This is a genomic window from Streptomyces sp. NPDC043870 (assembly GCF_056435785.1).
This window is the reverse complement of record NZ_JBWKDT010000004.1, coordinates 1-21733: the sequence shown is the minus strand read 5'-3', so window position 1 is coordinate 21733 and position 21733 is coordinate 1. Positions and strand designations below refer to the sequence as shown.

The 21733-nt window shown below is 69.5% G+C and carries 18 protein-coding genes and 3 pseudogenes; 14 read left to right on the top strand and 7 right to left on the bottom strand.

The genetic code is table 11. The annotated features are described in order from the left end of the window. Positions 1-139: 139 nt before the first annotated feature. From AC0699_RS06605 to AC0699_RS06585, 5 genes and pseudogenes are all read left to right on the top strand, one after another. A pseudogene (locus AC0699_RS06605) lies at positions 140-463 on the top strand (response regulator transcription factor); the annotation flags it as partial. Then, a pseudogene (locus AC0699_RS06600) lies at positions 460-597 on the top strand (sensor histidine kinase KdpD); the annotation flags it as partial. The pseudogenes AC0699_RS06605 and AC0699_RS06600, both read left to right, overlap by 4 nt. Positions 598-675: 78 nt before the next feature. Continuing rightward, positions 676-1023 (top strand): GntR family transcriptional regulator, encoded by a 348-nt coding sequence (locus tag AC0699_RS06595; protein WP_478656448.1) that lies wholly within the window; start codon positions 676-678, stop codon positions 1021-1023. A 29-nt stretch (positions 1024-1052) separates the two neighbouring features. Further along, positions 1053-2006 (top strand): DUF1648 domain-containing protein, encoded by a 954-nt coding sequence (locus AC0699_RS06590; RefSeq protein WP_478656445.1) that lies wholly within the window; start codon positions 1053-1055, stop codon positions 2004-2006. 88 nt (positions 2007-2094) lie between these two features. Beyond that, on the top strand, positions 2095-2256 hold the full coding sequence (locus AC0699_RS06585; protein ID WP_478657230.1) for a hypothetical protein: 162 nt from the start codon (positions 2095-2097) through the stop codon (positions 2254-2256). On the opposite strand, the pseudogene AC0699_RS06580 reads toward AC0699_RS06585, so the two are convergent. From AC0699_RS06580 to AC0699_RS06560, 5 genes and pseudogenes are all read right to left on the bottom strand, one after another. Beyond that, positions 2196-2339: pseudogene (locus AC0699_RS06580) on the bottom strand (IS5/IS1182 family transposase); the annotation flags it as partial. The gene AC0699_RS06585 and the pseudogene AC0699_RS06580 sit on opposite strands and share 61 nt — an antisense overlap. 66 nt (positions 2340-2405) lie before the next feature. After that, complete coding sequence (locus AC0699_RS06575; protein ID WP_478656442.1) at positions 2406-3023, bottom strand: TOPRIM nucleotidyl transferase/hydrolase domain-containing protein; 618 nt, start codon at positions 3021-3023, stop codon at positions 2406-2408. A 302-nt stretch (positions 3024-3325) separates the two neighbouring features. Beyond that, positions 3326-5056 carry a D-glucuronyl C5-epimerase family protein gene (locus AC0699_RS06570; RefSeq protein ID WP_478656439.1) on the bottom strand — a complete coding sequence of 577 codons (1731 nt, stop codon included), beginning with the start codon at positions 5054-5056 and terminating at the stop codon, positions 3326-3328. 157 nt (positions 5057-5213) lie between these two features. Next, positions 5214-5441 (bottom strand): hypothetical protein, encoded by a 228-nt coding sequence (locus AC0699_RS06565; protein WP_478656436.1) that lies wholly within the window; start codon positions 5439-5441, stop codon positions 5214-5216. Then, complete coding sequence (locus AC0699_RS06560; RefSeq protein WP_478656434.1) at positions 5438-6073, bottom strand: nucleotide-binding protein; 636 nt, start codon at positions 6071-6073, stop codon at positions 5438-5440. Before AC0699_RS06560 ends, AC0699_RS06565 begins: the two co-directional genes overlap by 4 nt. Positions 6074-6649: 576 nt before the next feature. Between AC0699_RS06560 and AC0699_RS06555 the strand changes: the two genes are divergently transcribed. Genes AC0699_RS06555 through AC0699_RS06535 form a run of 5 tightly spaced genes read left to right on the top strand, consistent with a single transcriptional unit; the run spans position 6650 to position 10913 of the window. Then, the gene (locus AC0699_RS06555) at positions 6650-8104 is read left to right on the top strand and encodes a sensor histidine kinase (RefSeq protein WP_478656432.1); all 1455 of its coding nucleotides are present in this window, start codon (positions 6650-6652) and stop codon (positions 8102-8104) included. Between the two features lie 20 nt (positions 8105-8124). Then, positions 8125-8514 carry a roadblock/LC7 domain-containing protein gene (locus AC0699_RS06550; RefSeq protein WP_450727558.1) on the top strand — a complete coding sequence of 130 codons (390 nt, stop codon included), beginning with the start codon at positions 8125-8127 and terminating at the stop codon, positions 8512-8514. 38 nt (positions 8515-8552) lie between these two features. Further along, complete coding sequence (locus tag AC0699_RS06545) at positions 8553-8867, top strand: DUF742 domain-containing protein (protein WP_478656429.1); 315 nt, start codon at positions 8553-8555, stop codon at positions 8865-8867. Beyond that, positions 8848-9471, top strand: coding sequence for a GTP-binding protein (locus AC0699_RS06540; protein WP_478656427.1), 624 nt, complete (start codon positions 8848-8850; stop codon positions 9469-9471). The genes AC0699_RS06545 and AC0699_RS06540 overlap by 20 nt, the downstream gene beginning before the upstream one ends. After that, a complete protein-coding gene (locus AC0699_RS06535; protein ID WP_478656424.1) occupies positions 9468-10913 on the top strand; it encodes a cytochrome P450 in 1446 nt (481 codons plus the stop codon). Before AC0699_RS06540 ends, AC0699_RS06535 begins: the two co-directional genes overlap by 4 nt. Before the next feature lie 73 nt (positions 10914-10986). Here AC0699_RS06535 and AC0699_RS06530 read toward each other — a convergent pair whose 3' ends face one another. Further along, entirely contained in the window at positions 10987-12054 is a 1068-nt protein-coding gene (locus AC0699_RS06530) for a terpene synthase family protein (protein ID WP_478656422.1), read from the bottom strand. A gap of 1552 nt (positions 12055-13606) precedes the next feature. Between AC0699_RS06530 and AC0699_RS06525 the strand changes: the two genes are divergently transcribed. After that, complete coding sequence (locus AC0699_RS06525) at positions 13607-14200, top strand: carbonic anhydrase (protein WP_478656419.1); 594 nt, start codon at positions 13607-13609, stop codon at positions 14198-14200. Then, positions 14197-15741 carry a SulP family inorganic anion transporter gene (locus AC0699_RS06520; protein WP_478656417.1) on the top strand — a complete coding sequence of 515 codons (1545 nt, stop codon included), beginning with the start codon at positions 14197-14199 and terminating at the stop codon, positions 15739-15741. Before AC0699_RS06525 ends, AC0699_RS06520 begins: the two co-directional genes overlap by 4 nt. 179 nt (positions 15742-15920) lie before the next feature. On the opposite strand, the gene AC0699_RS06515 is transcribed toward AC0699_RS06520, so the two are convergent. Continuing rightward, positions 15921-16658: an SDR family oxidoreductase gene (locus tag AC0699_RS06515; protein WP_478656414.1), complete on the bottom strand. Its 738-nt coding sequence runs from the start codon at positions 16656-16658 to the stop codon at positions 15921-15923. A 539-nt stretch (positions 16659-17197) separates the two neighbouring features. Between AC0699_RS06515 and AC0699_RS06510 the strand changes: the two genes are divergently transcribed. Further along, positions 17198-17644 carry a cupin domain-containing protein gene (locus AC0699_RS06510; RefSeq protein WP_478656413.1) on the top strand — a complete coding sequence of 149 codons (447 nt, stop codon included), beginning with the start codon at positions 17198-17200 and terminating at the stop codon, positions 17642-17644. 573 nt (positions 17645-18217) lie between these two features. Further along, positions 18218-21595 (top strand): pyruvate carboxylase, encoded by a 3378-nt coding sequence (locus AC0699_RS06505; protein WP_478656411.1) that lies wholly within the window; start codon positions 18218-18220, stop codon positions 21593-21595. Positions 21596-21733 lie beyond the last annotated feature (138 nt).

Genomic DNA, 21733 nt, shown 5'->3' with positions numbered 1-21733 from the left:
GGCCAGAGAGGCCTCCCCCCCCCCCCCCCGCCCCCCACCCCCCCCCCCCCCCCCCCCCCCCCCTCGCCTCCCCCCCCCCCCCCCCCCCCCCCCCCCACAGCCGCTCGGTCCTTCGGCACAACAGAAAGGCGGCGCACCGATGACCCGGGTGCTCGTCGTGGAGGACGATCCCCAGCTCGTCCGGGCCCTCGCGATCAATCTGAAGGCCCGTAAGTACGAGGTGGAAGCCACGGCCGACGGCGCCGCCGCCCTGCGGATCGCCGCCGCAACGCCACCGGACGTCGTACTGCTCGACCTCGGCCTGCCCGATATGGACGGCATCGACGTGATCAAGGCGCTCCGCGCCCGGAGCCGTGTGCCAGTTCTGGTGGTCTCCGCGCGCCGGACCTCCGACGAGAAGGTCGCGGCGCTCGACGCCGGCGCCGACGACTACATCACCAAGCCGTTCAGCATGGACGAGTTGTGCTGGTGGACGAACTCGCCCACACCAATGTCCCGGGCGGCCGCAACGCCAAACGCCGGCAGGACGTCGAGGAGCTGCTCGCCGCAGGTATCGACGTCCTCACCACGCTCAGCATCCAGCACCTGGAATCGCTCAACGTCCTCGGCGCGGGGTTCCGGAGCGCGCCGTGACCGAGCCGGGCTTTAGCCAATGGTGCTACTGTCATTAGCACCATGCTGCTGAGACTGAACACCGCTGACGCCCGCCCCCTGCACGAACAGGTGGCGGGCGCGATCCGGCGCGCCATCGCCGAGGGGGAATGCGGGCCCGGCGACCGGCTGCCCTCGGCGCACGCTCTCGCTCAGGCGCTGGGAGTCAATGCCAACACCGTGCTGCGCGGTCTTCGGGCGCTGCGGGACGAGGGGCTCCTGGAGTTCCGGCGAGGGCGGGGCGTGACCGTGGCCGACGGGGCGGACCAGCGTTCCGCGCTCCTGGGCCGCGTCCGTGACCTGGTCGCCGACGCGGCCCACCTCGGGTACAGCAGGACCGATCTCATAGAGATGATCAGGGGGATTCAGTGAGCGACCGTGCGAGGCGTACGAATGGGGCCATGTGGGGTGCCGTCGGCTGGACGGCCGGGACCCTGGCTCTGCTCGTCGCGCTGCCGCTGGGCGCGAGCGGGCGGCTGCCCGAGCGGCTGGCGACCCACTGGGACGGCGGATCCGGTGAGCCCGACGGCTCCATGCCGCTGTGGGCCGCAACTTTCTTTCCGGCGCTGATCTGGGCGGGCATGGTGCTGGGGGTTGGGACAGCCGTGCGGAGGACGGTGGCCGGCTCCGGTGGCGCCCCCCGGGGATGGCCCGCCGTTGCGCTAATGTCCGGCGGTGTCTTCCTGATAGGTGCGCAGGCGTCTGTCGTACGCGCCAACATGGACCATACGGACTGGCACGACGCCGACCCCGTGACGCTCTGGGTCGTGGGCACCGGCATGGCTGCCGCAGCGGCAGGTCTGGCCGGCTGGCTGGTGATTCGCCGAACCCCCATGGTGGCGACTCCGTCCGTACCGGCCGGCCCGAGCATGCAGATCCCCGAGGGCGAACGGTTCGTGTGGCTCTCCCGCACCTCGAATCCGTGGCTCCACGCGGCCTCGGCCCTGACGGGGCTCCTGGCGACCGCTGTCGTTCTGGCCGCGGTGGGAGGTCTGACGCCCCTTCAGTGGGGGCTGGTCGCACCCTTCGCCCTGGCCTCCCTCACACTGCTCGGCTGCGCCTCCGTGCAGGCCCGGGCGAGTGACAAGGGCCTGGAGGTGGCCTTCGGCCCGCTGGGCTTCCCGGCCCGCCACTGGGCGGTCGAGGACATCGCGTCGGCCCGCGTCGAGAACCGCACACCGGCACAGGTCGGCGGCTGGGGCTACCGGCTGAGCGGGCTGGGGACGACCGTGATGCTGAGCAGCGGGGAGTGTCTCGTCATACGTAGCAAGGGCAAGGACTTCGCCGTGAGCGTGGACGACGCCGAACGCGGCGCCGCGCTCCTCAACTCCCTGAGCACACACCGCGCCGGGTGAGAACCGGTCCTGGCCGGTGTTCTCCGGCACCGGAACAGGATCTTGTTGAGATGGCCCGGTCGGGTGTGACCGGTGCGACGATTCGGCCGTGCAGAATGTTGCGAGCACTCGGCCGTGGATCGCCGCCCTGGCCGACGAGGTCACCAGGGCCGCGGCCGGTGGCGGACCGAATGACGAAGACAGCTGTCACCAGGTGCAGCCCGAGGTGGCTACGAAGACGATCGCCGCCGGCGTCTCGCAGTTCCCGTAGCGACGCCGACCTCAGCCTAGTGATCTCGCGGGCACAGGAGGCACCACCTGCCGGCACAGCTCCCACAACTCGTCCGGCACCATGCGCTCAACGATCCCCACGGCCGCAGGCTACCGAGTCCTTCTGCCGAGTCTGACGTCATTCAGCGGTCAGAGGCTGCTGAGCAGGTCGTCGAGTGGGGCGGGTACGCGGTCGGGGTCGAGGGCGTCGACGAGGACCTGGCCGTAGCGGATCTTGCGCCCTTTCTTCGTTCCGAGGAAGCGCCGCAACTGCTGCTGTGAGGTGCGGCCCCGCTGTGCGGGCTGGCGCAGGAAAGTCTGCAGCGCGCGCAGGTCGCCCTCCGCCCGGACGAGCTTTTCCACCCGTGTCACGCCCAGCGCCCGGATGAGCTCGTCCTCCAGATCCGCCGCGCATACGAAGAACCCTCGCTGTGCTGCACCGGCCCGCTCCAAGCCGCGGGCATAGTAGGGACGCTCCGCCTCGTCGCACAGTCCCGTGAGGCGGAGGCCCAGGCCGGGAGGCCCGAGGAGCTGGGCGAAGCGCCCGACGCTCATCGCACCGCCCATCGGCAGGACGCAGACTCCTTCGGCCGCCAGGTTCCGGCCGCGGCTCGCGGCCAGCGCGCTGACCGCTGCGACGTCGCTCAGCCCTTCGAGCAGGACGGCTGTCCGGACGGGCAGCCGCGCGGCCAGCTCGCGCGCGGGGTCGCCGGGGCCACCGGCCGCCCACTCGATGACCGCCTCCCGGAACTCCCCCATGTCAGCCATGAGAACGAGTCTCCGCCCTGTCCGGCCACCACGGCAGGGAATTTCCGCCGCGCGTCGATCGGCGGTGCGCAGTCGGGCCCGACGGTCCGCACGAAGAAGGAAGCGCGCCAGGTGCAGCCCGGGGCGGCCACGAGGATGACCGCCGCCGGCACCTCCCGATCTCCGTCTGCCGTCGGCCGCCGCCCCGCGGCCGTGAAGGCGGCTCCCGAACCACTCGCTGGAAGAGCTCCCGCAGCTCATCCGGCGCCATGCGCTCCGCGATCCCCGCAGCCGCAGGCCACCGGCTTCACCTCCGCCCTGAGTCAGTGTCCGTCGGTGAGGACCTCTCCGGCGGGCGCCCAGTAGCCGGCAAGCTCCCCGGCCGTGATCCGGAGCATCGTCCTTCCGTTGACCACCGCTCTGCGGTCGAAGGGCATGGCGGTCGGTCGGGTGAATGTCACCGTGCGCGTGCTGCCGACGTTCCCGTTCACGCCGAATCGACAGCACGTCACGGGCGTGCCGACGCGGAAGGTCAGCGTTCGCTCGGGCCGGTAGACGGTGGGCAGGTACTCGCCGAGCAGGAAGGCTTTCGGGTACGCCTCGCCGGCCCACCAGCCTTCGTAGGCGCCCGCGGCGATCCGGTACGCCACTCCGCGGCCCTTGATGCGCCGGCGCCGGTTCGCCGGCACCTGAGTGGACCGGGAGAAGGTCACGGTCCTGCGGGCGAGCTCGGCGTCGGCCTTCGAGGCGACGTAGTCGCCGTCCGCGTCGGTGTCGTACCGGTACAGAGTGTGCGCACCCGCGGCGAACGCGACAAGGGAGCCGGCGGGCAGGAACCCGGAGGGGAAGTCGTCGGTCAGCAGATCGGTCATGTGGGCGAAGCGGGGGTTGCCCGTCTGCCAGTACAGCTGCCGGTACGAGTTGATGTGGTGCTGGTGGTACGACAGCGTCGGAATCCGGTGCGTCCGGCAGTAGTACGACGCCCAGCGCCGGTTCCGCAACGTCGGGAAGTAGTGGTCCATGGTCGTGCACGCGCCGTCGTACAGCCGGGCCGCCTGGGCGTTCCCCGTCGCCCGGACGTAGTCCCAGAGCCCGAACATGGCGAAGAACATCCCGTTGTACGTGTAGTCCGACGTGCCCGGAGCACTGATCGGGTACAGCTGGATCCACAGATAGCCCGCGCTGTCGCGGTTCACCACCCATGGACTGCCGTCGTCACCGCGCAGCAGAGAGACGAACGCGCCGTCGGCGGCCGCCCGGTAGAGGGTGCGGTCCGCCGCGGTCACGCAGTCGAGCTCGGACAGCTGGATGAAGAGGCTGATCGCCTCGCCCTGCGCCATCCCGGAGTACCACGGTGCCCGGTAGGAGATGCCGTGGCCGCTGAGCGTGAAGTCGAACGGGAACGGGAAGTACCACGCGCCGCGTGCCTCCACCCGGGTGTCGATCAGGCGCTGCGCCTGGGCCTTCGCACGCGTGACGAAAAGGGCCCTGCGCGCCGGGTCCTTCTCGGTGCGGTGGCTGGTGATGCAGCCGAGTCCGAACTGGATCTGGGTGACCGGCTGGTTGTACCCGGCCGCGGTTCTGCTCGGGCGGTACATGATCACGCCGGCGGGGTCCAGGTAGGTGTGCTCGGTGTCCGGGGTGATCCTGGCCCAGCTCGTGGGCCGGTCGCGCCAGGGGCGCATGGACTCGGGCAGACCCGGCAGCGCCGCGTAGCCGGCCGTATGGAACGCGAACGGCAGCTTGGTCGGGACCCTGTCCCGTACGGCCTCGGGGACGGGGTCGTGCTGCGCGTGCGGGATACGGACCGACGGGCCCGGCCGGCTGATCACGCCGTCGGCGAGCTGGTCCGGGAGCGGCGGTGGTGGGGGATCGACGGCGCCCTTGCCCGGCAGGCTCAGCGCCACGGACCTGGGCACGCCCCGAGGGACGTCGGTCGCCCGGGGGGTACAGGCGCCGACGAAAGCAGCGCTGATTGCCGTGCCGAGCGCCGTGCTGCCCGCGAGGTGGACGAACCGTCTGCGATCCAGAGCGGAACGGCTGTTGTCAGCCATGCCTGAGCTCCCAGGGAAGGCCAGCGATGGCTTGGATCCTAGGGTGAGGCCGGATGCGATACGTGACGGCTCGCGCAAGCCGGGTCGGCCGACTCGGCCGGATGCCAGGGCCGGCCTCCCCGGCCATCACGCGGTTGGCGGAGTGTGCCGCGCGAGTTCAGGGACGAACTGCTCCGCTCAGGGTGCGCAGGACGGTCGTGCCGGCGAGCACCAGCGCCGAGACCGCCGGACCCGCCCATCGCGTCAGGTCGCGCTGCAGGGCCGGGTCCACTTCGACGGTGACCCGGACGTATCCGCCAAGCACGGTGGTGAACTTGGAGGGCCGGTCGGCGGTGTCCTCTCCGCGCTCCAATGCCGCGCGGTACCTGTCCTTCCGCTCCGTCATGCCTCTTCCTCACGCTTGATGAGTTCGTCGGCGAGGTCCATGTACGCCGAGCCCTTCGCCCGGACCGGACTTCCGAACGACTGGGCGTACAACTCGAGCCGCGCGATCTGGGTGTCCAGCACCACGAAGCCCCGCTCGGTGAGCGCCTCACGAGCGTCGGCATCGGGGCCTGTGCGCGTGGCGTCGGGGCGATTGGTCCGATTCAGGAGGACTGCGGTGCGGGCCGGCTCGGCGCGCAGGGACTGCACGTCATCCATCTCGGAGCGGATGGGTGCCATGCGGTCGAGTTCGATGGGAGCGGGGGTCACCGGGACGATCCACTCGCTCGCGTACCTCATGATGCTGCGGGCGATGCGGGGATGGTCCTCCAACTGCGGTGCGTCGAGAACCACGGCCTGCCGATTGCCCAGGAAGTCGTTCACGCGGCGGTGTACGTCCCCCACCGGCAAGGCGATCACGGGAAACGGAAAGCCGTCGGCCAGTTCGCTCCAGCGCAGCGCCGAGGAAGCTGGGTCGCCGTCGACCAGAAGCGGCGAGTAGCCCGACTCATGGAGCGCGTGGGCCAGCCAAACGGCACTTGTCGTCTTGCCGACTCCAGGCTTGAGGTTTACAAAGACACAGCTCAGCGGCACGGGAGTCAACATAACGGGAGTGGTCGACCGGTTGCGTCCGGCGCGAGCGCGGAGCTCCGGCGATCACCCGTTAGCAGTCAGAAACCGCTCTCCTCCGCTCAGCTGGGCCACGCTACGTCCCGCGGAGGCAGGCGGCGGACTACCGGGGGAGGCGGGCTGGGGAGTCATGACCAGCAGGCAGCTTGATGTGGTCGATTCCATGCATTTGCAGTGTGTGTCATGGCGGTGGCCGATCAATTTCGGGCCCAGATCGGTCAACGGAGGTTCTGGTTCCAGCAAGGTCACATGGCGAACCCGAACTGACTATGCTCCCGTCGCGTGTTGCGCTGCACTCACAGCGAGTCACCAAACGCTGTGTTGCGCGCGGACGGAGCCTGGCCGCAGGGAGGCGTGACCACCGATGCGATCTCGAACCGACCCGTCGGGGGCACCCATCGGAACATTTGTGCTCGGCCGAGTGAAGTCCCGGCCGTTCCTGTCGGCGCACCGCACAACCCCCAGTCCACCAATTCCAGACTGTTTAGGGACCCCTCGATGGTTCGTGCAGGTTCAACCCCTAGAGCCCTGCCACGTGCAGTGGCTCCAGCATGGCTCATTCCCCCTGGTGTTCTGGCTGGGGCCTGCGGTATAGCGCTGATCTTCGTCCCCGCGCAGATACGCACGGCGGTTGCCTGGTGCGGGCTGGTCGCGGTCGTCCTGACGGCCATCACTTCGGCTGCGACGGCGCGCCGGGCGCGCTCGGCAGAGGCGGCCCGCCACGCGCGGGCGAGTGCCGACACAGAGCAGTACTACGCGCAACGCGAAGCCGCGCTGCTCGCGCGCTCGTCCGACCAGCGGGCCACCACTGTATGGCTCGCCGAAGAGCTCCTCCCCGCGGCCGTCGCCCGTCTGCAGAAGGGTGAGCCCGCTTCCGAGATCCTGCAGTCCGTCACGTTCGGCGAACATCTGGACAGCGACTTCGCCGAAGCGCTCCGGGCAGCTCTGCGGACACTCCTGGAAGCCGTGGAGGCCGAGGAGCGAACACGGGACTCCTCCCAGCGGGCACTGGTGGCCATCGCGCGCAGGGTCCAGGCGATCGTGCACCAACTCGCCAAGGACCTCCGCGACATGCAGATCCTCCACGGTACGGACATCGTGGTCTCCCATGGCCTGCAGGACATCGACCATCGCAATGCCCTGATCGGGCGCCTTGCCGCCAGCATCGCGGTACTGGGTGACGCCCGGCCCGGGCGCCAGTGGTCGAAGACGATCCCGCTGTACGACGTCGTGCGGGGGGCCATGTCACGCATCGTGGACTATCCCCGCGTGAAGCTGCAGTCGGTGACAGAAGTGGCTGTGATCGGCCAGGGAGCCGAGCCGCTGATCCACCTGCTCGCCGAGCTGCTCGACAACGCCACGACCTTCTCGCCGCCGCACACCCCGGTCGAGGTGACAGCGAGCGAGGTGCCTTCCGGTATCGCGATCGAGATCGAGGACCGGGGGGTCGGGCTCACCGAAGAGGTCCGGCAGCGCATCGACCGCGTCATGGCCCAGGCATCATCCGGCATCGATCTGGCCGACCTGGGCGGGGCGACGCAGCTCGGCCTGTCCGTCGTCAGCAGGCTGGCCCGCGAGAACGGCCTCGACGTCGACTTGCGCACCTCCGCGTACGGAGGAGTACGGGCCGTCGTACTCGTTCCGCGGCGCCTGATCACCACAGTTCGGCAGCCTGCCCCGACAACCCAACAGTTCGCGCCGAAGCACACGGGCGCACCGATCGTGCCGAGGCCGACGATGGCGCGCGATGCCGCAGCAGGTTCCGGCGAGGTCGAACGGACCGTCAACGGGCTGCCGCAGCGGCGACGCGAGTCGCCCGTCCCGACACCGGTCGTCCGCACGACCCCCCAACCCCCCGCTGCTCCGTCCACCTCCCGGGGAACGGCCGGCGTACCCCGGCAGCCGGGCCTGATGTGGGAGGCGTTCAGCGGAGAGAAGAAGCCGAGCACCGACCCTTCCATCCAAACCAGCGAGCCATCAGACGAGGGTGAGTAACCGTGCCGCCACTGCCCAACATGGACTGGATGCTCAAGGAGCTCGCGGCCAGCGTCCCGTACGTGCGACACGTGGTCGTGTTGTCGTCGGACGGACTGTGCATCGGTCAAGCGAACACGGAGACCGACACCGCTGACGCGATCGCCGCTGCCTGCTCGGGCATGCAGAGCCTGGCGAAGGCCATCGCGCAGAAGTTCCCGCACGGAGACGGCTCGACACGCATGGTCGGGATCGAAGTCGACGGCGGATACTTCTCCTTGATGGCGGCCGGACCCGGGGCCTATCTCGCCGTGCTGGCCGATGAGGAAGTGGACGCCGGGTTGCTGGGCGACCGCATGCGTACGCTGGTGGTCCGGATCGGCCAGCACATGACCAGCCCGCCTCGTGATGACGTCGGGCAGGCGATGTGACGTCAGAGAACCAGGACGCATGGGATGAAGGCAGTCCCGTGCCGCTCTATGTCATCTCCGGTGGCCCGGGTTCCTCGGCCAAGGCCTTCAACCTGGTCACCCTCATCGCATCGAGGTCCGCACCCGACCCCGGTATGCAGCCCGAGCAGGCGGCAATCCTCACCATGTGCCAGTACCCGCTGTCCGTGGCCGAGCTGTCCGCGCATCTGAGTCTGCCGTTCAGCGTCGTCACGGTGCTGCTCTCCAAGCTCGTCGACAACGAGCGAGTCGAGGCCATTGCTCCCGTTCCTGTCGCGGCGGTCCCCGAACTTGGCCTTCTGGAGGCGGTGATCCATGGACTACGCAAGCTCTGACACACCCGCCGCCGGCCCCCGCAGCACGGACGTGCTGCTGCCGCACGGCGCCAGGGGAGTCAAGGTGGTGATTGTCGGCGGCTTCGGGGTCGGCAAGACGACCATGGTCGGGGCGGTGAGCGAGATCCCGCCACTGACCACCGAAGAAACCATGACTCAGGCCGGCGTCGGGATCGACGACAATCCCGGTGCGAAAGGCAAGAACACCACGACCGTTGCCCTGGACTTCGGCCGCATCAGCATCAACGAGCAGCTGATCCTCTATCTCTTCGGCACGCCGGGACAGGAACGCTTCTGGTTCCTGTGGAACGGCATCTTCGAAGGCGCGCTCGGCGCCGTGGTCCTCGTCGACACCCGGAGCATCGAGGTCTGTTTCGAGATCATCACCCGCCTGGAAGACCGCCGCGTCCCCTTCGTCGTGGCCGTCAACTCCTTCCCCGAAGCCCCGAAGCACCCGATACCTGCCCTGCGCACTGCTCTGGCCCTCAACGAATCCGTGCCCATCATCACCTGTGACGCACGCGACCGGTCGTCCAGCCGCGACGCCCTGATCTCGCTGATGGGTTACCTGTGCACCCTCGCCGCCGCTCAGGAGTCCGTATGACCGTCCCACCCTCTGACCGCACCACCACAGAACCGGGGCTCACCCCGCCCCCGGGTTGCCCGGCCCATACCGCCACGGGAGCCGACGGAGTGACCCGGCTCCATGGCGCCGCCGCCGCAACCGACCCCATGGGCCTGTACGAGAAGTTGCGTGCGGACCACGGTCCGGTGGCGCCCGTCCTGCTCGACGGAGACGTACGTGCCTGGCTCGTCCTCGGGTACCTCGAGAACCGCGATGTGGCCAGCCGCTCCACCCAGTTCTCCCGTGACCCCCGCACCTGGCACGGCTGGAACAGTGGCGAGATCGACCCCACCACCTCGCCGCTGGTGCCGATGATCGGCTGGCGTCCCGACTGCGTATGTGCGGACGGCGAAGAGCACCAGCGCCTGCGCGGCGCGGTCACGGCCAGCCTCGACCAGTTCGACCAGCGCGGGATCCGCCGCCACATCACCCGCTTCGCACACCAGCTGGTCGACGACTTCTGCGAGAGCGGCAAGGCGGAGCTGGTCGGTCAGTTCACCGAGCACCTGCCCATGCTCGTTCTCACCCACCTGCTCGGGATGCCGGACGAGTACGGTCCCAAGCTCGTGCATGCCGCCCGGGACCTCTTCAAGGGCACCGAAACGTCGCTCAAGAGCAACGCCTATGTGCTGGAGACCCTCGAGCAGCTCGTCGTCGCCAAGCGCGCCCTGCCCGGGCAGGACATCGCATCCGTGCTGATGTCCCACCCGGCCGGCCTCAGCGACGAGGAGGTGCAGCACCACCTGCGGCTCATCCTGCTCGCGGGCTATGAGACAACCGCCAATCTCATGTCGAACGTGCTGCGGATGGTGGTCACCGACCCGCGGTTCCGCGGGTCGTTGGCCGGCGGCCAGATGACCTTGCCCGAAGCAGTGGAGCAGGTGCTCTGGGACGAGCCGCCGTTGATGGTGTGCCCGGGCCGCTGGGCCACCGGTGACACCTCCCTCGGAGGACAGGAGATCAAGGCGGGAGACATGCTCCTGCTGGGCCTGGCCGCCGGGAACGTCGATCAGGCGGTCCGCCCGGATCCCTCGACCCGCGTGCACCACAACCGCGCGCACCTGTCCTTCAGCGCAGGCGCCCATGAGTGCCCTGGCCAGGACATCGGCCGTGTCATCGCCGACACCGGCATCGACATCCTGCTCACCCGGCTTCCCGACATCAGCCTGGCCATCCCCGAGGAGGAGCTCAGCTGGCGCTCCACCACCTGGGCCCGGCATCTGACGGCACTGCCCGTGAAGTTCGCTTCCCGTGCTCGGGAAACCCATGATCTGCCGGCACCGCTGCCGGCCCCGCCCTCGCCGAGCAGCGGTATGCCGACGGCACCTCAATGGCCGGTGTCCGAACGCGAGTTGGTGCACCGACCCGTACCCCGCGCCGCGTGGCGGGCGTGGCTGAGACGGTTCCTGCGGAGGCGGTAGGCCTCGCAGGTCGCACAAGAACCGAGCACCACGGCCGAGGGGGCTGCCGGACAGGCATGTGTCGGCAGCCCCCTCAGAGCCGGGCGGGCACGGTGACGGTGGAAGTCCGTTGCGCCGGGAACGGACCGTCCTCAGGGGCGTAGCGGGGTGCCCCGGAGTACCAGGCATGGAGGCCGGAAAGGAAACTGCGAGCTCCCCGGAGCCACGCCTCCAGCTCGATCCGTTCGCATCGGTTCAGCGCGGCTCGCCGGACGAGCGGGGGCAGTTCGCTCTGTATGAGGTGCTCGAAGTGGTGGAGTCGGGCGGTCACCAGATCGGCGGCGGTATGCATCGCCTCCTGGACGGTGATGTCCAGGGATGTGGCGAGGACGATGACGAGGTTGTTGACGTCGTGTTCGTCATGGACTTCCCGATGATAGGAGGCGATGTCGTTCGCCAGTCCCATGTAGTCCATGAAGGCGTCGAGCAGAGCGGCGACGGTCCGGCTGTGCCGGATCCGCTCAGGGATCCGTGCGCCGGTGGAGAGTTCGACAGAATAGGGGGCGGTGTAGGCGGCGAAGCTTTCACGGCGGAACTGGACGTACTCGATGAGGTCCGGGACGCGGCCGACGCGGCTGTTGGCCAGTTCCTGAACTCCCGCGTCGATGTACTTTGCCAGGGCCCGGTTGAGCCCGCCACGCCAGTGCGCCAGTCTCGGCGGGAACAGGCGTTGCTGGAGGTCGGCCATTCCCCTCTCGACGGCATTGGCGGGCTCCGGCAACCGGGCGCCCGGCTTCGACGGCAGGAAGGCATGGAGACGGGCGGTGAAGATCTGTGCGCCTGCGAGGTCGCGCGTCTGTTTGAAGGTGGAGGCGAAGTAGTCGTCCCAGGCCAGGGCCCAGAGGTTGAACCGGTGATTGAGCCGGAGGTCGGCGAGCGAGGCGTCAGGAAGAGCCCAGGCAGTCAGCTGGTCGACGGCCATGGCGTGGAACTGGGTCAGGGTCCAGATCGCCCCGCGGGCCGAGGATGCTTCGTCGCTGTCCAGCATGCCCATCTCTCGCGCCCATGTCTCGGTCTCCTCGTGCAGGGCCGGCAGGTACGGATTGACCCGCACGGGGTATGACATCTGCAGTATGGGGAGCTTGATGGTCTGCACTCTCATGGGATCCCTGCTTCCCTTTCGGCGCACATCGGTGTGTGGTCCACAACTGCGAGCGGCCCTGCTGTTCGAAGGCAGCTCGCCTTGCCCTTCTCAACTCGCCTTTCTGAACTCACCTCGGGCAGAGTGCGATCACGCCCGTGGACGGCACGTCGGAGCGGCGCGTCGCAGGCGCCCCGGCAAGCAAGCCCTGAGCGGTTACAGGGGGCCGGCGGAGCCCGCGTGCAACAAGCGAGGACGTGAACGCGCTGTACATCGGGGACATCGTGAAGGCGCACAGCGCTTGGCTGATGCTGCCCCTGCTCCCGCGCACTCGCCAGGATGCCGCGCGAGCACGACGAGCAGACCGCCGGAGTCCCGGCGCCGTGGTGATACGAGCCGTTGGCGCCCCGTCACGAGCCCAAGATCATACCGTGGCGGGTCTCTGGCGTATCCGGGTCAAGCCCCTTGATCGGGGCCTGGAAGGGGATCGCGAATGTCAGCTCCTGGGGCATCGTTTCTCCCTCCGAGACGGCCCATTGGTCGACGATCCACTACTGCCACGGGGACGGAGGCCGGACCGTTCCCGTCCTTTGGCGTCCCAAACCTGCCCACCCCGGCCGATCCACAACCCCGCGCAGCTGTGCTCGGCCGACGATCAGGGCAGGTTTGTACGGAAAAGAGGGATCCTTCTGGGTCGGCGTGGCGCAAATTTCGATCCGAATGCCGGCCATGATCGAACACTGATCGCCAGTCGGCGTGCCTCCGCCGCGCTCCAGAAGCAAGACGACCGCGCTGCGGCCGATCCGGCCGCCGCCGGCACAGGAGACCGTCGTACGGCGATGCGGGACGTCATCGGCGCCTCAACTGGGGTGACTCGCGGTAGCCCCGGCGAATGACCAATGTCAAGAGGTGTGACGCTCACGAATGTTTAACGAATCGCTGATTTTTACGCCGTCTTGGTGTCACAGTGACTGAAGAGGCTGGAGTTACTGACCAGTTGGACCAACTGTCGGGTGTCGAAGTCGGGAGGGACCGTGACACGGCGAAACGCAGCACCGTACGCGCTTGCCGCGCTGTGCACCCTGCTGCTGGCGGTCCTTGCGCACCGCCAGGCACCCGTATTCGCCGCCGGGGGAGGGGAGTCGAGCGCAAGCAGCACTTCCCAGAACGCCGACTCCTCACCCGAGGCACCGAGCGAATCCGACCCGGCCGACGGACCCGGCTCACGCGGCTCACCCGCCGACTCGTCCCCGGACGATCCGAATCCCCTGGACACGCCACCCCCCTCATGCAACGGCGGCCGGCCCAACAGGCCGCCGCCCGCCCAGGCTCCGCCCACAGGCGATCGCCCCACATCGGCCCCCACGGGTGACGGCGGCTCCGCCGCCTCCCCGGCGCACGGGGCGCCACTTCTCGGTCCATCCGAACAGCGCCCGGCACGGCCCGCCGTGCTGCAGGTGTTCCGCCTCTGATCGATGCGTCGAATCCGCACGGCCCTCAACACGTACCTGCGATCCGATCCGACATGACGGCTCACCACCGCGCGCCCTGGCGCGCTGGAGGAAACACCCCCATGCACATGCTCATGAAGAACGCCCGCGCCTTCCGGCACCGGGCCGCCGCCCAGGCCGAGGAGTTCGGCCGCCTCGCGGACGGTCAGTCCCCGCAAGCGTTGTTCATCACCTGCTCCGACTCGCGGGTGATCCCATCGCTGATCACCGGGGCCCGCCCCGGCGAGCTCTTCGAACTCCGCACGGCGGGCAGCATCCTGCCCGAACACGACCCCGACCGGCACTCGAGCGAGGCGGCGACCATCGAGTACGCGGTGGAAGTGCTCGGCGTCGCCGACATCGTCGTCTGCGGCCACTCCCACTGCGGTGCCGTCGGCGCGATGGTGCGCCGCGAAGACCTCTCCGCCGTCCCCGCGGTCCGCGGCTGGCTCGAGAGTGCGTCACCCCCGCCCCTCTTCACCGACACGTCGTCCCCCGCCGTCGCCGAGGCCGTCCAGCACCATGTGCTGCGCCAGCTCCGGCGGTTGGGCGACTACCCCTGCGTCGCCCGCCGGGCCGCGGACGGACGACTGAGGCTGCACGGATGGTTCTACGAGATAGACACCGGCTCCGTGCTCGTCCACCGGCCGCACGACGACGCGTTCCTTCCGCTGTGAGCGCCGCCGACACCCGCGAGCGCGGGAACCGCGGGCGCCACCGGCGGGCCGCGGCCCAGCGCGGTGAGCGACCCTCCGCCTCGACGCTGCGAGCGGATCTCACCGCGTCCGTCGTCGTCTTCCTCGTCGCCCTGCCGCTGTGCGTGGGCGTGGCCGTGGCCTCCGGCGTCCCGGCGGAACTCGGCCTGGTCACCGGCATCGTCGGCGGGCTCGTCACCGGGCTGCTCCCCGGAAGCAGTCTCCAGGTCAGTGGACCGGCAGCGGGGCTGACGGTTCTCGTCCTCGAAGCCGTCAACGAATTCGGACTCGCGGCCCTGGGCGTCTTCGTCCTCACGGCGGGCGTTCTCCAACTGGTCATGGGCGCACTGCGGCTGGGCCGCTGGTTCCGCGCCATCTCCATCGCCGTGGTGGAAGGGATGCTGGCCGGGATCGGTCTCGTGCTGATCGCCGGTCAGCTCTACGCCATGGCCGACGCGAAGGCGCCCGGCTCGGGCCCGGCCAACCTGATGGGCCTGCCGGAGCTGCTCATCCATACGGCCCGCTCACCCGAAGCGCTGACGGCCTTCGGTCTCGGCGCGGGCACCGTCGTGCTGATGACGCTGTGGAAACAGCTGCCGCCGAAGGTCCGAGTGGTCCCCGCACCGCTGGCCGCCGTCGCTCTGACCACCTCCGTCGTCGCGCTGTTCGGGCTGTCGGTGAAGCGCGTCGATGTGCAGGGGCTGCTGGGCGCGATCCGCCCACCGTCCCTCGACGACCTCGGCAGCATCACGAACGTCGGAGTGGTCGGGGCGATCGGCACGGTCGTCGCCATCACGCTCATCGCTTCGGCGGAGAGTCTGTTCAGCGCCGCCGCGGTCGACCGGCTGCACAGCGGACCCGGTACCGACTACGACAAGGAGCTGATGGCGCAGGGCGCGGGCAACGCCCTGTGCGGAGCCCTCGGGGCGCTGCCGATGACCGCCGTCATCGTGCGCAGCGCGGCCAATGTCCAAGCGGGTGCCCGAACCAAGGCGTCGCGGGTGCTGCACGGCGTATGGCTGCTGCTGTTCGCGGCGCTCGTACCGGCCGCGCTCGGCCTCATACCGGTCGCCGCGCTCGCGGGCATCCTGGTGTACTCCGGCTGGAAGCTCGTCCCGCTGAAGGCGCTCGGGCCGCTGTGGCGCGAGCACCGCGGGGAGGCGCTGATCCTGGTGGCGACCGCGGTCGCCATCATCGCCACCAGCATGTTCGAGGGCGTGCTGGCCGGGCTGCTGCTTGCCGTCGCCAAGACGGCCTGGGAGACGTCGCACGTCCACGTGCAGGTGGACGAAGGCTCCGACCGGAAGGGACCCGTGCGCGTGGTCCTCTCCGGCAACGCGACCTTCCTCCGGCTGCCCCGGATACTCGACACCCTCGAAGCACTGCCGAAGGACCGGCACATCGAGCTCGACCTGCTCGATCTGCGGCATGTCGATCACGCGTGCAGCACAGCCCTCACCAACTGGGCCGACCGGCACAACAAGGAGAAAGGAGAGGCGCGTGTGCTGATGCCGTCGGCCTGAAGCGCCTGCGCGTACGGCTCGGGCCGTACGGCGCCCTGCCGACTCGACCACCCCATCCAGCCGTAGCCGTGTGAAACGGCGAGGGTGCCCCGTGAGGACGGGGCACCCTTGGCCGGCGTGGCGGGGTGCTGGAGGTTGCGAGGGCCCTGGTCTCACCGCCTCACCCTCTCCGCGCCGGGCTATTGCCGCTGAAGCCAGTCCCGGTAGTGCGTGGGGGCCAGGTCGGCGTCCTTCGGCGCGGTCAGCACGTCCCCTGTGACCGCGGCGAACATGCCCGCCTGGTCGTCGGTGACCACGTGGCGGCCGTCGGGGCGAGCGGCCAGGGTGATCCGGCCCAAGTCGTCGAGAGAGAAGACATCGGGGCCCGCGACGTTGCGAGTGCCCTGCAACGGGCTGCCGGAGGCCGCCTTCGCGACCGCCGCGGCGACGTCGGAAGAGGCCATCGGCTGCACGGGGGTGGAAGGCAGGCGGACGGTGTCACCGTCGGTCGTCCAGGACATGATCGCTTCGACGAACTCGAAGAACTGCGTGGCTCGCACGATCGAGTACGGCGTCGGCGCGGCCTTGAGGGCGTTCTCCTGGGCGACCTTGGCCCGGTAGTAGTCGAGTTGGGGCACTTGGTCCGTGCCGACGATCGAGAGAATCACATGGTGGCGGACGCCTGCCGCCTCCGCCGCGGCCCCGACGTTGTTCATCGACGTTTCGAAGAAGGCGATGGAGGACTCGTCGAACGCGGGGGAGTTCGTCAGGTTGATCACCACATCGGCGCCCGCGAGAACCTGGTCCAGGCCCTTGCCGCTGATCACGTCGACCCCGGTGGACAGCGAAGCGGGTACGACGTCGTCGCCGGCCGCTCTCAGCTGTTCGACCACCTGTGTGCCGATCAGGCCGCTTCCCCCCAGGACTGTGAACTTCATGACGCACCCTTCGTCGCGTTGGTGAGATTCCCGAGGACGTCCGGGGCGGGATTTCCATCCGTTGCACACGGAGGCAGTGGGTACGAATCGGACCGGCCGCTCCGAGTCGAGCGCGTGGGGCCGTCTGTCGTGGCGCCCCGGCGCTGCTCTGTTGTGCCTGCCGACCGCGGTCGATCGATGGCCCGCGGATCGAAATGACCCCTGCGTCCACCGTACGCCCACAAGGGCAGCGCGGGGCGGCGCGGCAGACGCCACATCCACGGCTCGGTGCAGGGGGCGCCGAGTGTGCGCTCTGTCATCACATCCTTACGCTGCGCTTGGCGCGGCTCGGGTGGCGAATCCGTCACAACCGCATGCCAACCCCTCGCCGCGTAGTCTTCTTGGTATGCCCGTCCGTGCCGTCGGCACCCGGGCGGACGGTGATCATCGGTTGCCTGACCCGCGTGACGAGGCGACATCCGGGCTGCTCAGGCTGGTGCTGCCACCTGTGGCGCGGTCGATCGGCTCTCCGTATCGGTGCCGAAACCGGAGGTGGCGTGATGGCGAACAATGAACCGGTCGCCAATTCCCCTGAGAATCAGGGGTGGCGATCCGAGGCCTGGAAGACCGCAGTCACCGTGATCCAGGAGGCGAAACCACCCTCCGTTCCGGAGGGTGCACACGCCATGACGGTGCTTGTCGAGTTTCCCCCCGGCGACCCCGGCACACCTCCGCACCGGCACTTCGGACCGGCCTTCGGCTACGTGCTGGAGGGCGAGATGCTGTTCGAGCTCGAGGGAGAGCCGGAGCGGGTGATCCGGGCCGGAGAGGCGTTCTGGGAGCCCGGAGGCGACGTGATCCACTACCAGGACGGCAACAATCGTACGGACGTACGGAGTCGGTTCCTCGTCACGATGATGTGCGAGCCCGGCAAGCCCATGCTCGTCCTCGTCGACGAAGAGGAACTGCAGCAGCGCAAGGACAGGCGAGCTCCGCGACCGTCCTAGGCCGTGTCTGACAAATCCCGCCTGGCGTGCGATGCCCGGCACGCACTCCCCCGTAGCCCTTCGGGCACGGGAGGTGCCCCCACGCTGCGTTGTCGGAGTCATCCAAGTACGTCCAGTACGAGGATGGTCCTCCGCCTTGCGATTGCACGCACCGGACGCCGCGCGCCCCGCCCTGCGGGCGGACAACGCTATTTGTCGGACACGACCAGGAGACACCGCAGAGTTGGTCGGGCGGGCATCCCGCGAGGACCATCGCGAAGCCGGTTCTTGATGCGGCCACCCGCCACGGTGCCGTCGAAGCTCTCGCCGGTCGGCGATCGCGTACGGCCATGGACAGGTACGCCGGCTGCGCGTGGTCGACGGCGCTCGCTCCCTCCGACCTGACCTGACCTCCCTCGACGCTTGAAAACCGTGCCGGCGCCTGCTCGGGCGTGACGTAGCTCCCGTCGGCAGGAGATCGACGCCACCGCTACTGATCGGTACCGTCCACGGGAACAGCGGATGCCGATCCCGGCAGCCGGAATGACATCGCCACCTTGAGGCCGCGTGCCCGCAACACGACAGGGGACTTTGATGTTCCGCAAGGTATTGGTCGCCAACCGGGGCGAGATCGCTATCCGCGCCTTCCGCGCGGCGTTCGAGCTCGGCATCTCCACCGTGGCCGTGTTCCCCTACGAGGACCGCAATTCGCTCCACCGGGCCAAGGCGGACGAGGCCTACCAGATCGGCGAAAAGGGCCACCCGGTGCGGGCCTATCTCTCGGTCGACGAGGTGATCAAGGCCGCGCGCAAGGCCGGTGCCGACGCCATCTACCCCGGATACGGCTTCCTGTCGGAGAACCCCGACCTCGCCGCCGCGTGCGCCGAGGCCGGGATCACCTTCGTCGGGCCGCCCTCTTCCGTACTGCACCTCACCGGCAACAAGGCCCGCGCGGTGGCGGCCGCCCGCGAGGCCGGGGTTCCCGTACTGAAGTCGTCCGAGCCGTCCACGGACGTGGACACGCTGGTCGGCGCCGCCGAATCCATCGGGTTCCCGGTGTTCGTCAAGGCCGTCGCCGGCGGCGGCGGACGAGGAATGCGGCACGTCGAACGGCCCGCCGAGCTGCGGGAGGCGATCGACGCGGCGATGCGCGAGGCGGAGTCGGCGTTCGGGGACGCCACCGTCTTCCTGGAGCAGGCCGTCGTCAACCCGCGCCACATCGAAGTGCAGATTCTCGCCGACGCCCACGGGAACGTCGTCCACCTGTACGAGCGGGACTGTTCGGTGCAGCGGCGCCACCAGAAGGTCGTCGAGATCGCGCCCGCGCCGAACCTCGACCCGGAGCTGCGCGCACGCATCTGCGCCGACGCCGTCGCGTTCGCCAGGCACATCGGGTACGTCAACGCGGGCACCGTGGAGTTCCTGGTCGACGAGCGCGGCAACCATGTCTTCATCGAGATGAACCCCCGTATCCAGGTGGAGCACACGGTGACCGAGCAGGTCACCGGACGGGACCTGGTGATCGGGCAGCTGCGGATCGCCGCGGGAATGACGCTCCCGGAACTGAACCTGACGCAGGACGACATCGTCCTCACGGGCACGGCCCTGCAGTGCCGTATCACCACTGAGGATCCCGCGAACGGTTTCCGCCCCGACACCGGCACCATCTCCGCGTACCGCTCCCCGGGCGGCCCCGGGGTACGGCTCGACGGCGGCACCGTCCACACCGGCGCAGAAGTGTCCGCCCACTTCGACTCGATGCTGGTCAAACTGACCTGCCACGGCCACGACTTCGCCAACGCCGCCCGCCGCGCACGGCGCGCGATCGCCGAATTCCGCATCCGCGGAGTCGCCACCAACCTGCCCTTCCTCGGCGCCGTGCTCGACCACCCCGGCTTCCGCGAGGGCCGTGTCACGACGAGCTTCATCGCCGATCACCCGGAGCTGCTCCGGGCACGCCCCTCGGCCGACCGCGGAAGCCGCATGCTCAGCTATCTCGCCGAGACGACCGTCAACCGTCCCCACGGCCCGCGTCCCCAGGTCATCGACCCGGCCGCCAAGCTCCCTCCCGCCCCACTGGGAAGTCCGCCCGCCGAAGGCAGCCGGCAGCGCCTCGCGGCACTCGGGCCGGAGGCGTTCGCAGCGGAGTTGCGCGCGCAGCGGGCCGTCGCGGTGACGGACACGACCTTCCGTGACGCGCACCAGTCCCTGCTGGCCACCCGGGTGAGGACGCGCGATCTGCTGGCCGTCGCCCCGTATGTCGCCCGCACCGCACCGGAGTTGCTGAGCCTGGAGTGCTGGGGCGGCGCCACCTACGACGTGGCCCTGCGCTTCCTCGCCGAGGACCCCTGGGAGCGTCTCGCGGCCGTGCGGGAGGCGGTGCCCAACATCTGTACGCAGATGCTGCTGCGTGGACGCAACACCGTCGGCTACACGCCCTACCCCGTCGAGGTGACCGACGCCTTCGTCGCCGAGGCAGCGGCGACCGGCATGGACATCTTCAGGATCTTCGACGCGCTCAACGACGTCTCGCAGATGCGTCCCGCCATCGATGCCGTACGGTCCACCGGCACCGCGCTGGCCGAAGTCGCCCTGTGCTACACCGCGGACCTGTCGGACCCGGCCGAACAGCTCTACACGCTCGACTACTACCTGCGCCTCGCGGAGCAGATCGTCGAGGCCGGCGCGCACGTACTGGCCATCAAGGACATGGCCGGCCTGCTGCGCCCGCCCGCCGCCCGCACCCTGGTCACCGCACTGCGCGAGCGCTTCGACCTTCCGGTGCACCTGCACACCCATGACACGGCGGGTGGCCAGCTCGCGACGCTGATCGCCGCGATCGACGCGGGCGTCGACGCCGTCGACGCCGCCGTCGCGTCGATGGCGGGCACCACCAGCCAGCCGTCCCTGTCCGCGCTCGTGGCGGCCACCGACCACACCGAGCGCGCGACCGGGCTCTCGCTCGACGCGGTCGGGGGACTCGAACCGTACTGGGAAGCCATGCGGAAGGTCTACGCGCCCTTCGAGTCGGGGCTCGCCTCGCCCACCGGGCGCGTCTACCACCACGAGATCCCCGGCGGGCAGTTGTCGAACCTGCGTCAGCAGGCCATCGCGCTCGGCCTCGGCGACCGCTTCGAGCTGATCGAGGACTGCTACGCGGCCGCCGACCGGATGCTGGGCCGGCTGGTCAAGGTGACCCCCTCCTCGAAGGTGGTGGGAGACCTCGCCCTGCATCTGGTCGGAGCAGGGGTCCAGGCGGCCGACTTCGAGTCCGATCCAGGCAAGTTCGACGTGCCGGACTCGGTGGTCGGATTCCTGCGCGGCGAACTCGGCGACCCGCCCGGCGGCTGGCCCGAGCCGTTCCGTACGCGCGCACTCCAGGGCCGCCCCGCGCAGGCCGAGAGCCCGACCCTGTCGGACGAGGACCTCCAGGGACTGGACCGGGACCGGCGGGCGACGCTGAACCGGTTGCTGTTCCCCGGTCCGACCAAGGAGTTCGAGGCCCACCGCGAGGCATACGGCGATACCTCCGTACTGCCCACGCAGGACTTCTTCTACGGCCTGGAGCCGGACACCGAGCACACGGTCACCCTGGAGGCCGGTGTCACGCTGCTGATCGAGCTGGAGGCGATCTCCGAGGCCGACGAGCGGGGCTTCCGTACGGTGCTGGCCACGCTCAACGGCCAGCTGCGCCCTGTGTCGGTGCGGGACAAGTCCGTGGCCACCGAGGTCAAGGCCGCGGAGAAGGCCGAGCGCGGCAACGACCGGCATGTCCCCGCGCCGTTCGCGGGCGTCGTGACGCTCCAGGTGGAGGAGGGCTCTTCGGTGTCGGCGGGTCAGACGGTGGCCACCATCGAGGCGATGAAGATGGAGGCCTCCATCACCGCCCAGTGCGCGGGCACGGTCGCGCGACTGGCGATCGGAAAGATCCAGCAGGTCGAGGCGGGCGATCTGCTCATCGAGATCGGCTGACGCCGCTTCGTGCGACGTGCGTTGGGGGCGGGCCGGGGGGGGGGTCCGGGACGGCCGCCCCGCCCCAGGAGGGGGGGTGGCTACGGACCCTGGCGGCGTGGGTGAGGACCGCGACCTCTACACCAAGCAGTCATGGGC

What these genes read in the sequence shown, in the direction of transcription:
- AC0699_RS06595 (WP_478656448.1), top strand. Translation starts at nt 676, where the DNA reads ATGCTGCTGAGACTGAACACCGCTGACGCCCGCCCCCTGCACGAACAG.
- AC0699_RS06590 (WP_478656445.1), top strand. Translation starts at nt 1,053, where the DNA reads ATGTGGGGTGCCGTCGGCTGGACGGCCGGGACCCTGGCTCTGCTCGTC.
- AC0699_RS06575 (WP_478656442.1), bottom strand. Translation starts at nt 3,023, where the DNA reads ATGGCTGACATGGGGGAGTTCCGGGAGGCGGTCATCGAGTGGGCGGCC.
- AC0699_RS06570 (WP_478656439.1), bottom strand. Translation starts at nt 5,056, where the DNA reads ATGGCTGACAACAGCCGTTCCGCTCTGGATCGCAGACGGTTCGTCCAC.
- AC0699_RS06565 (WP_478656436.1), bottom strand. Translation starts at nt 5,441, where the DNA reads ATGACGGAGCGGAAGGACAGGTACCGCGCGGCATTGGAGCGCGGAGAG.
- AC0699_RS06550 (WP_450727558.1), top strand. Translation starts at nt 8,125, where the DNA reads ATGGACTGGATGCTCAAGGAGCTCGCGGCCAGCGTCCCGTACGTGCGA.
- AC0699_RS06540 (WP_478656427.1), top strand. Translation starts at nt 8,848, where the DNA reads ATGGACTACGCAAGCTCTGACACACCCGCCGCCGGCCCCCGCAGCACG.
- AC0699_RS06535 (WP_478656424.1), top strand. Translation starts at nt 9,468, where the DNA reads ATGACCGTCCCACCCTCTGACCGCACCACCACAGAACCGGGGCTCACC.
- AC0699_RS06530 (WP_478656422.1), bottom strand. Translation starts at nt 12,054, where the DNA reads ATGAGAGTGCAGACCATCAAGCTCCCCATACTGCAGATGTCATACCCC.
- AC0699_RS06525 (WP_478656419.1), top strand. Translation starts at nt 13,607, where the DNA reads ATGCACATGCTCATGAAGAACGCCCGCGCCTTCCGGCACCGGGCCGCC.
- AC0699_RS06515 (WP_478656414.1), bottom strand. Translation starts at nt 16,658, where the DNA reads ATGAAGTTCACAGTCCTGGGGGGAAGCGGCCTGATCGGCACACAGGTG.
- AC0699_RS06510 (WP_478656413.1), top strand. Translation starts at nt 17,198, where the DNA reads ATGGCGAACAATGAACCGGTCGCCAATTCCCCTGAGAATCAGGGGTGG.
- AC0699_RS06505 (WP_478656411.1), top strand. Translation starts at nt 18,218, where the DNA reads ATGTTCCGCAAGGTATTGGTCGCCAACCGGGGCGAGATCGCTATCCGC.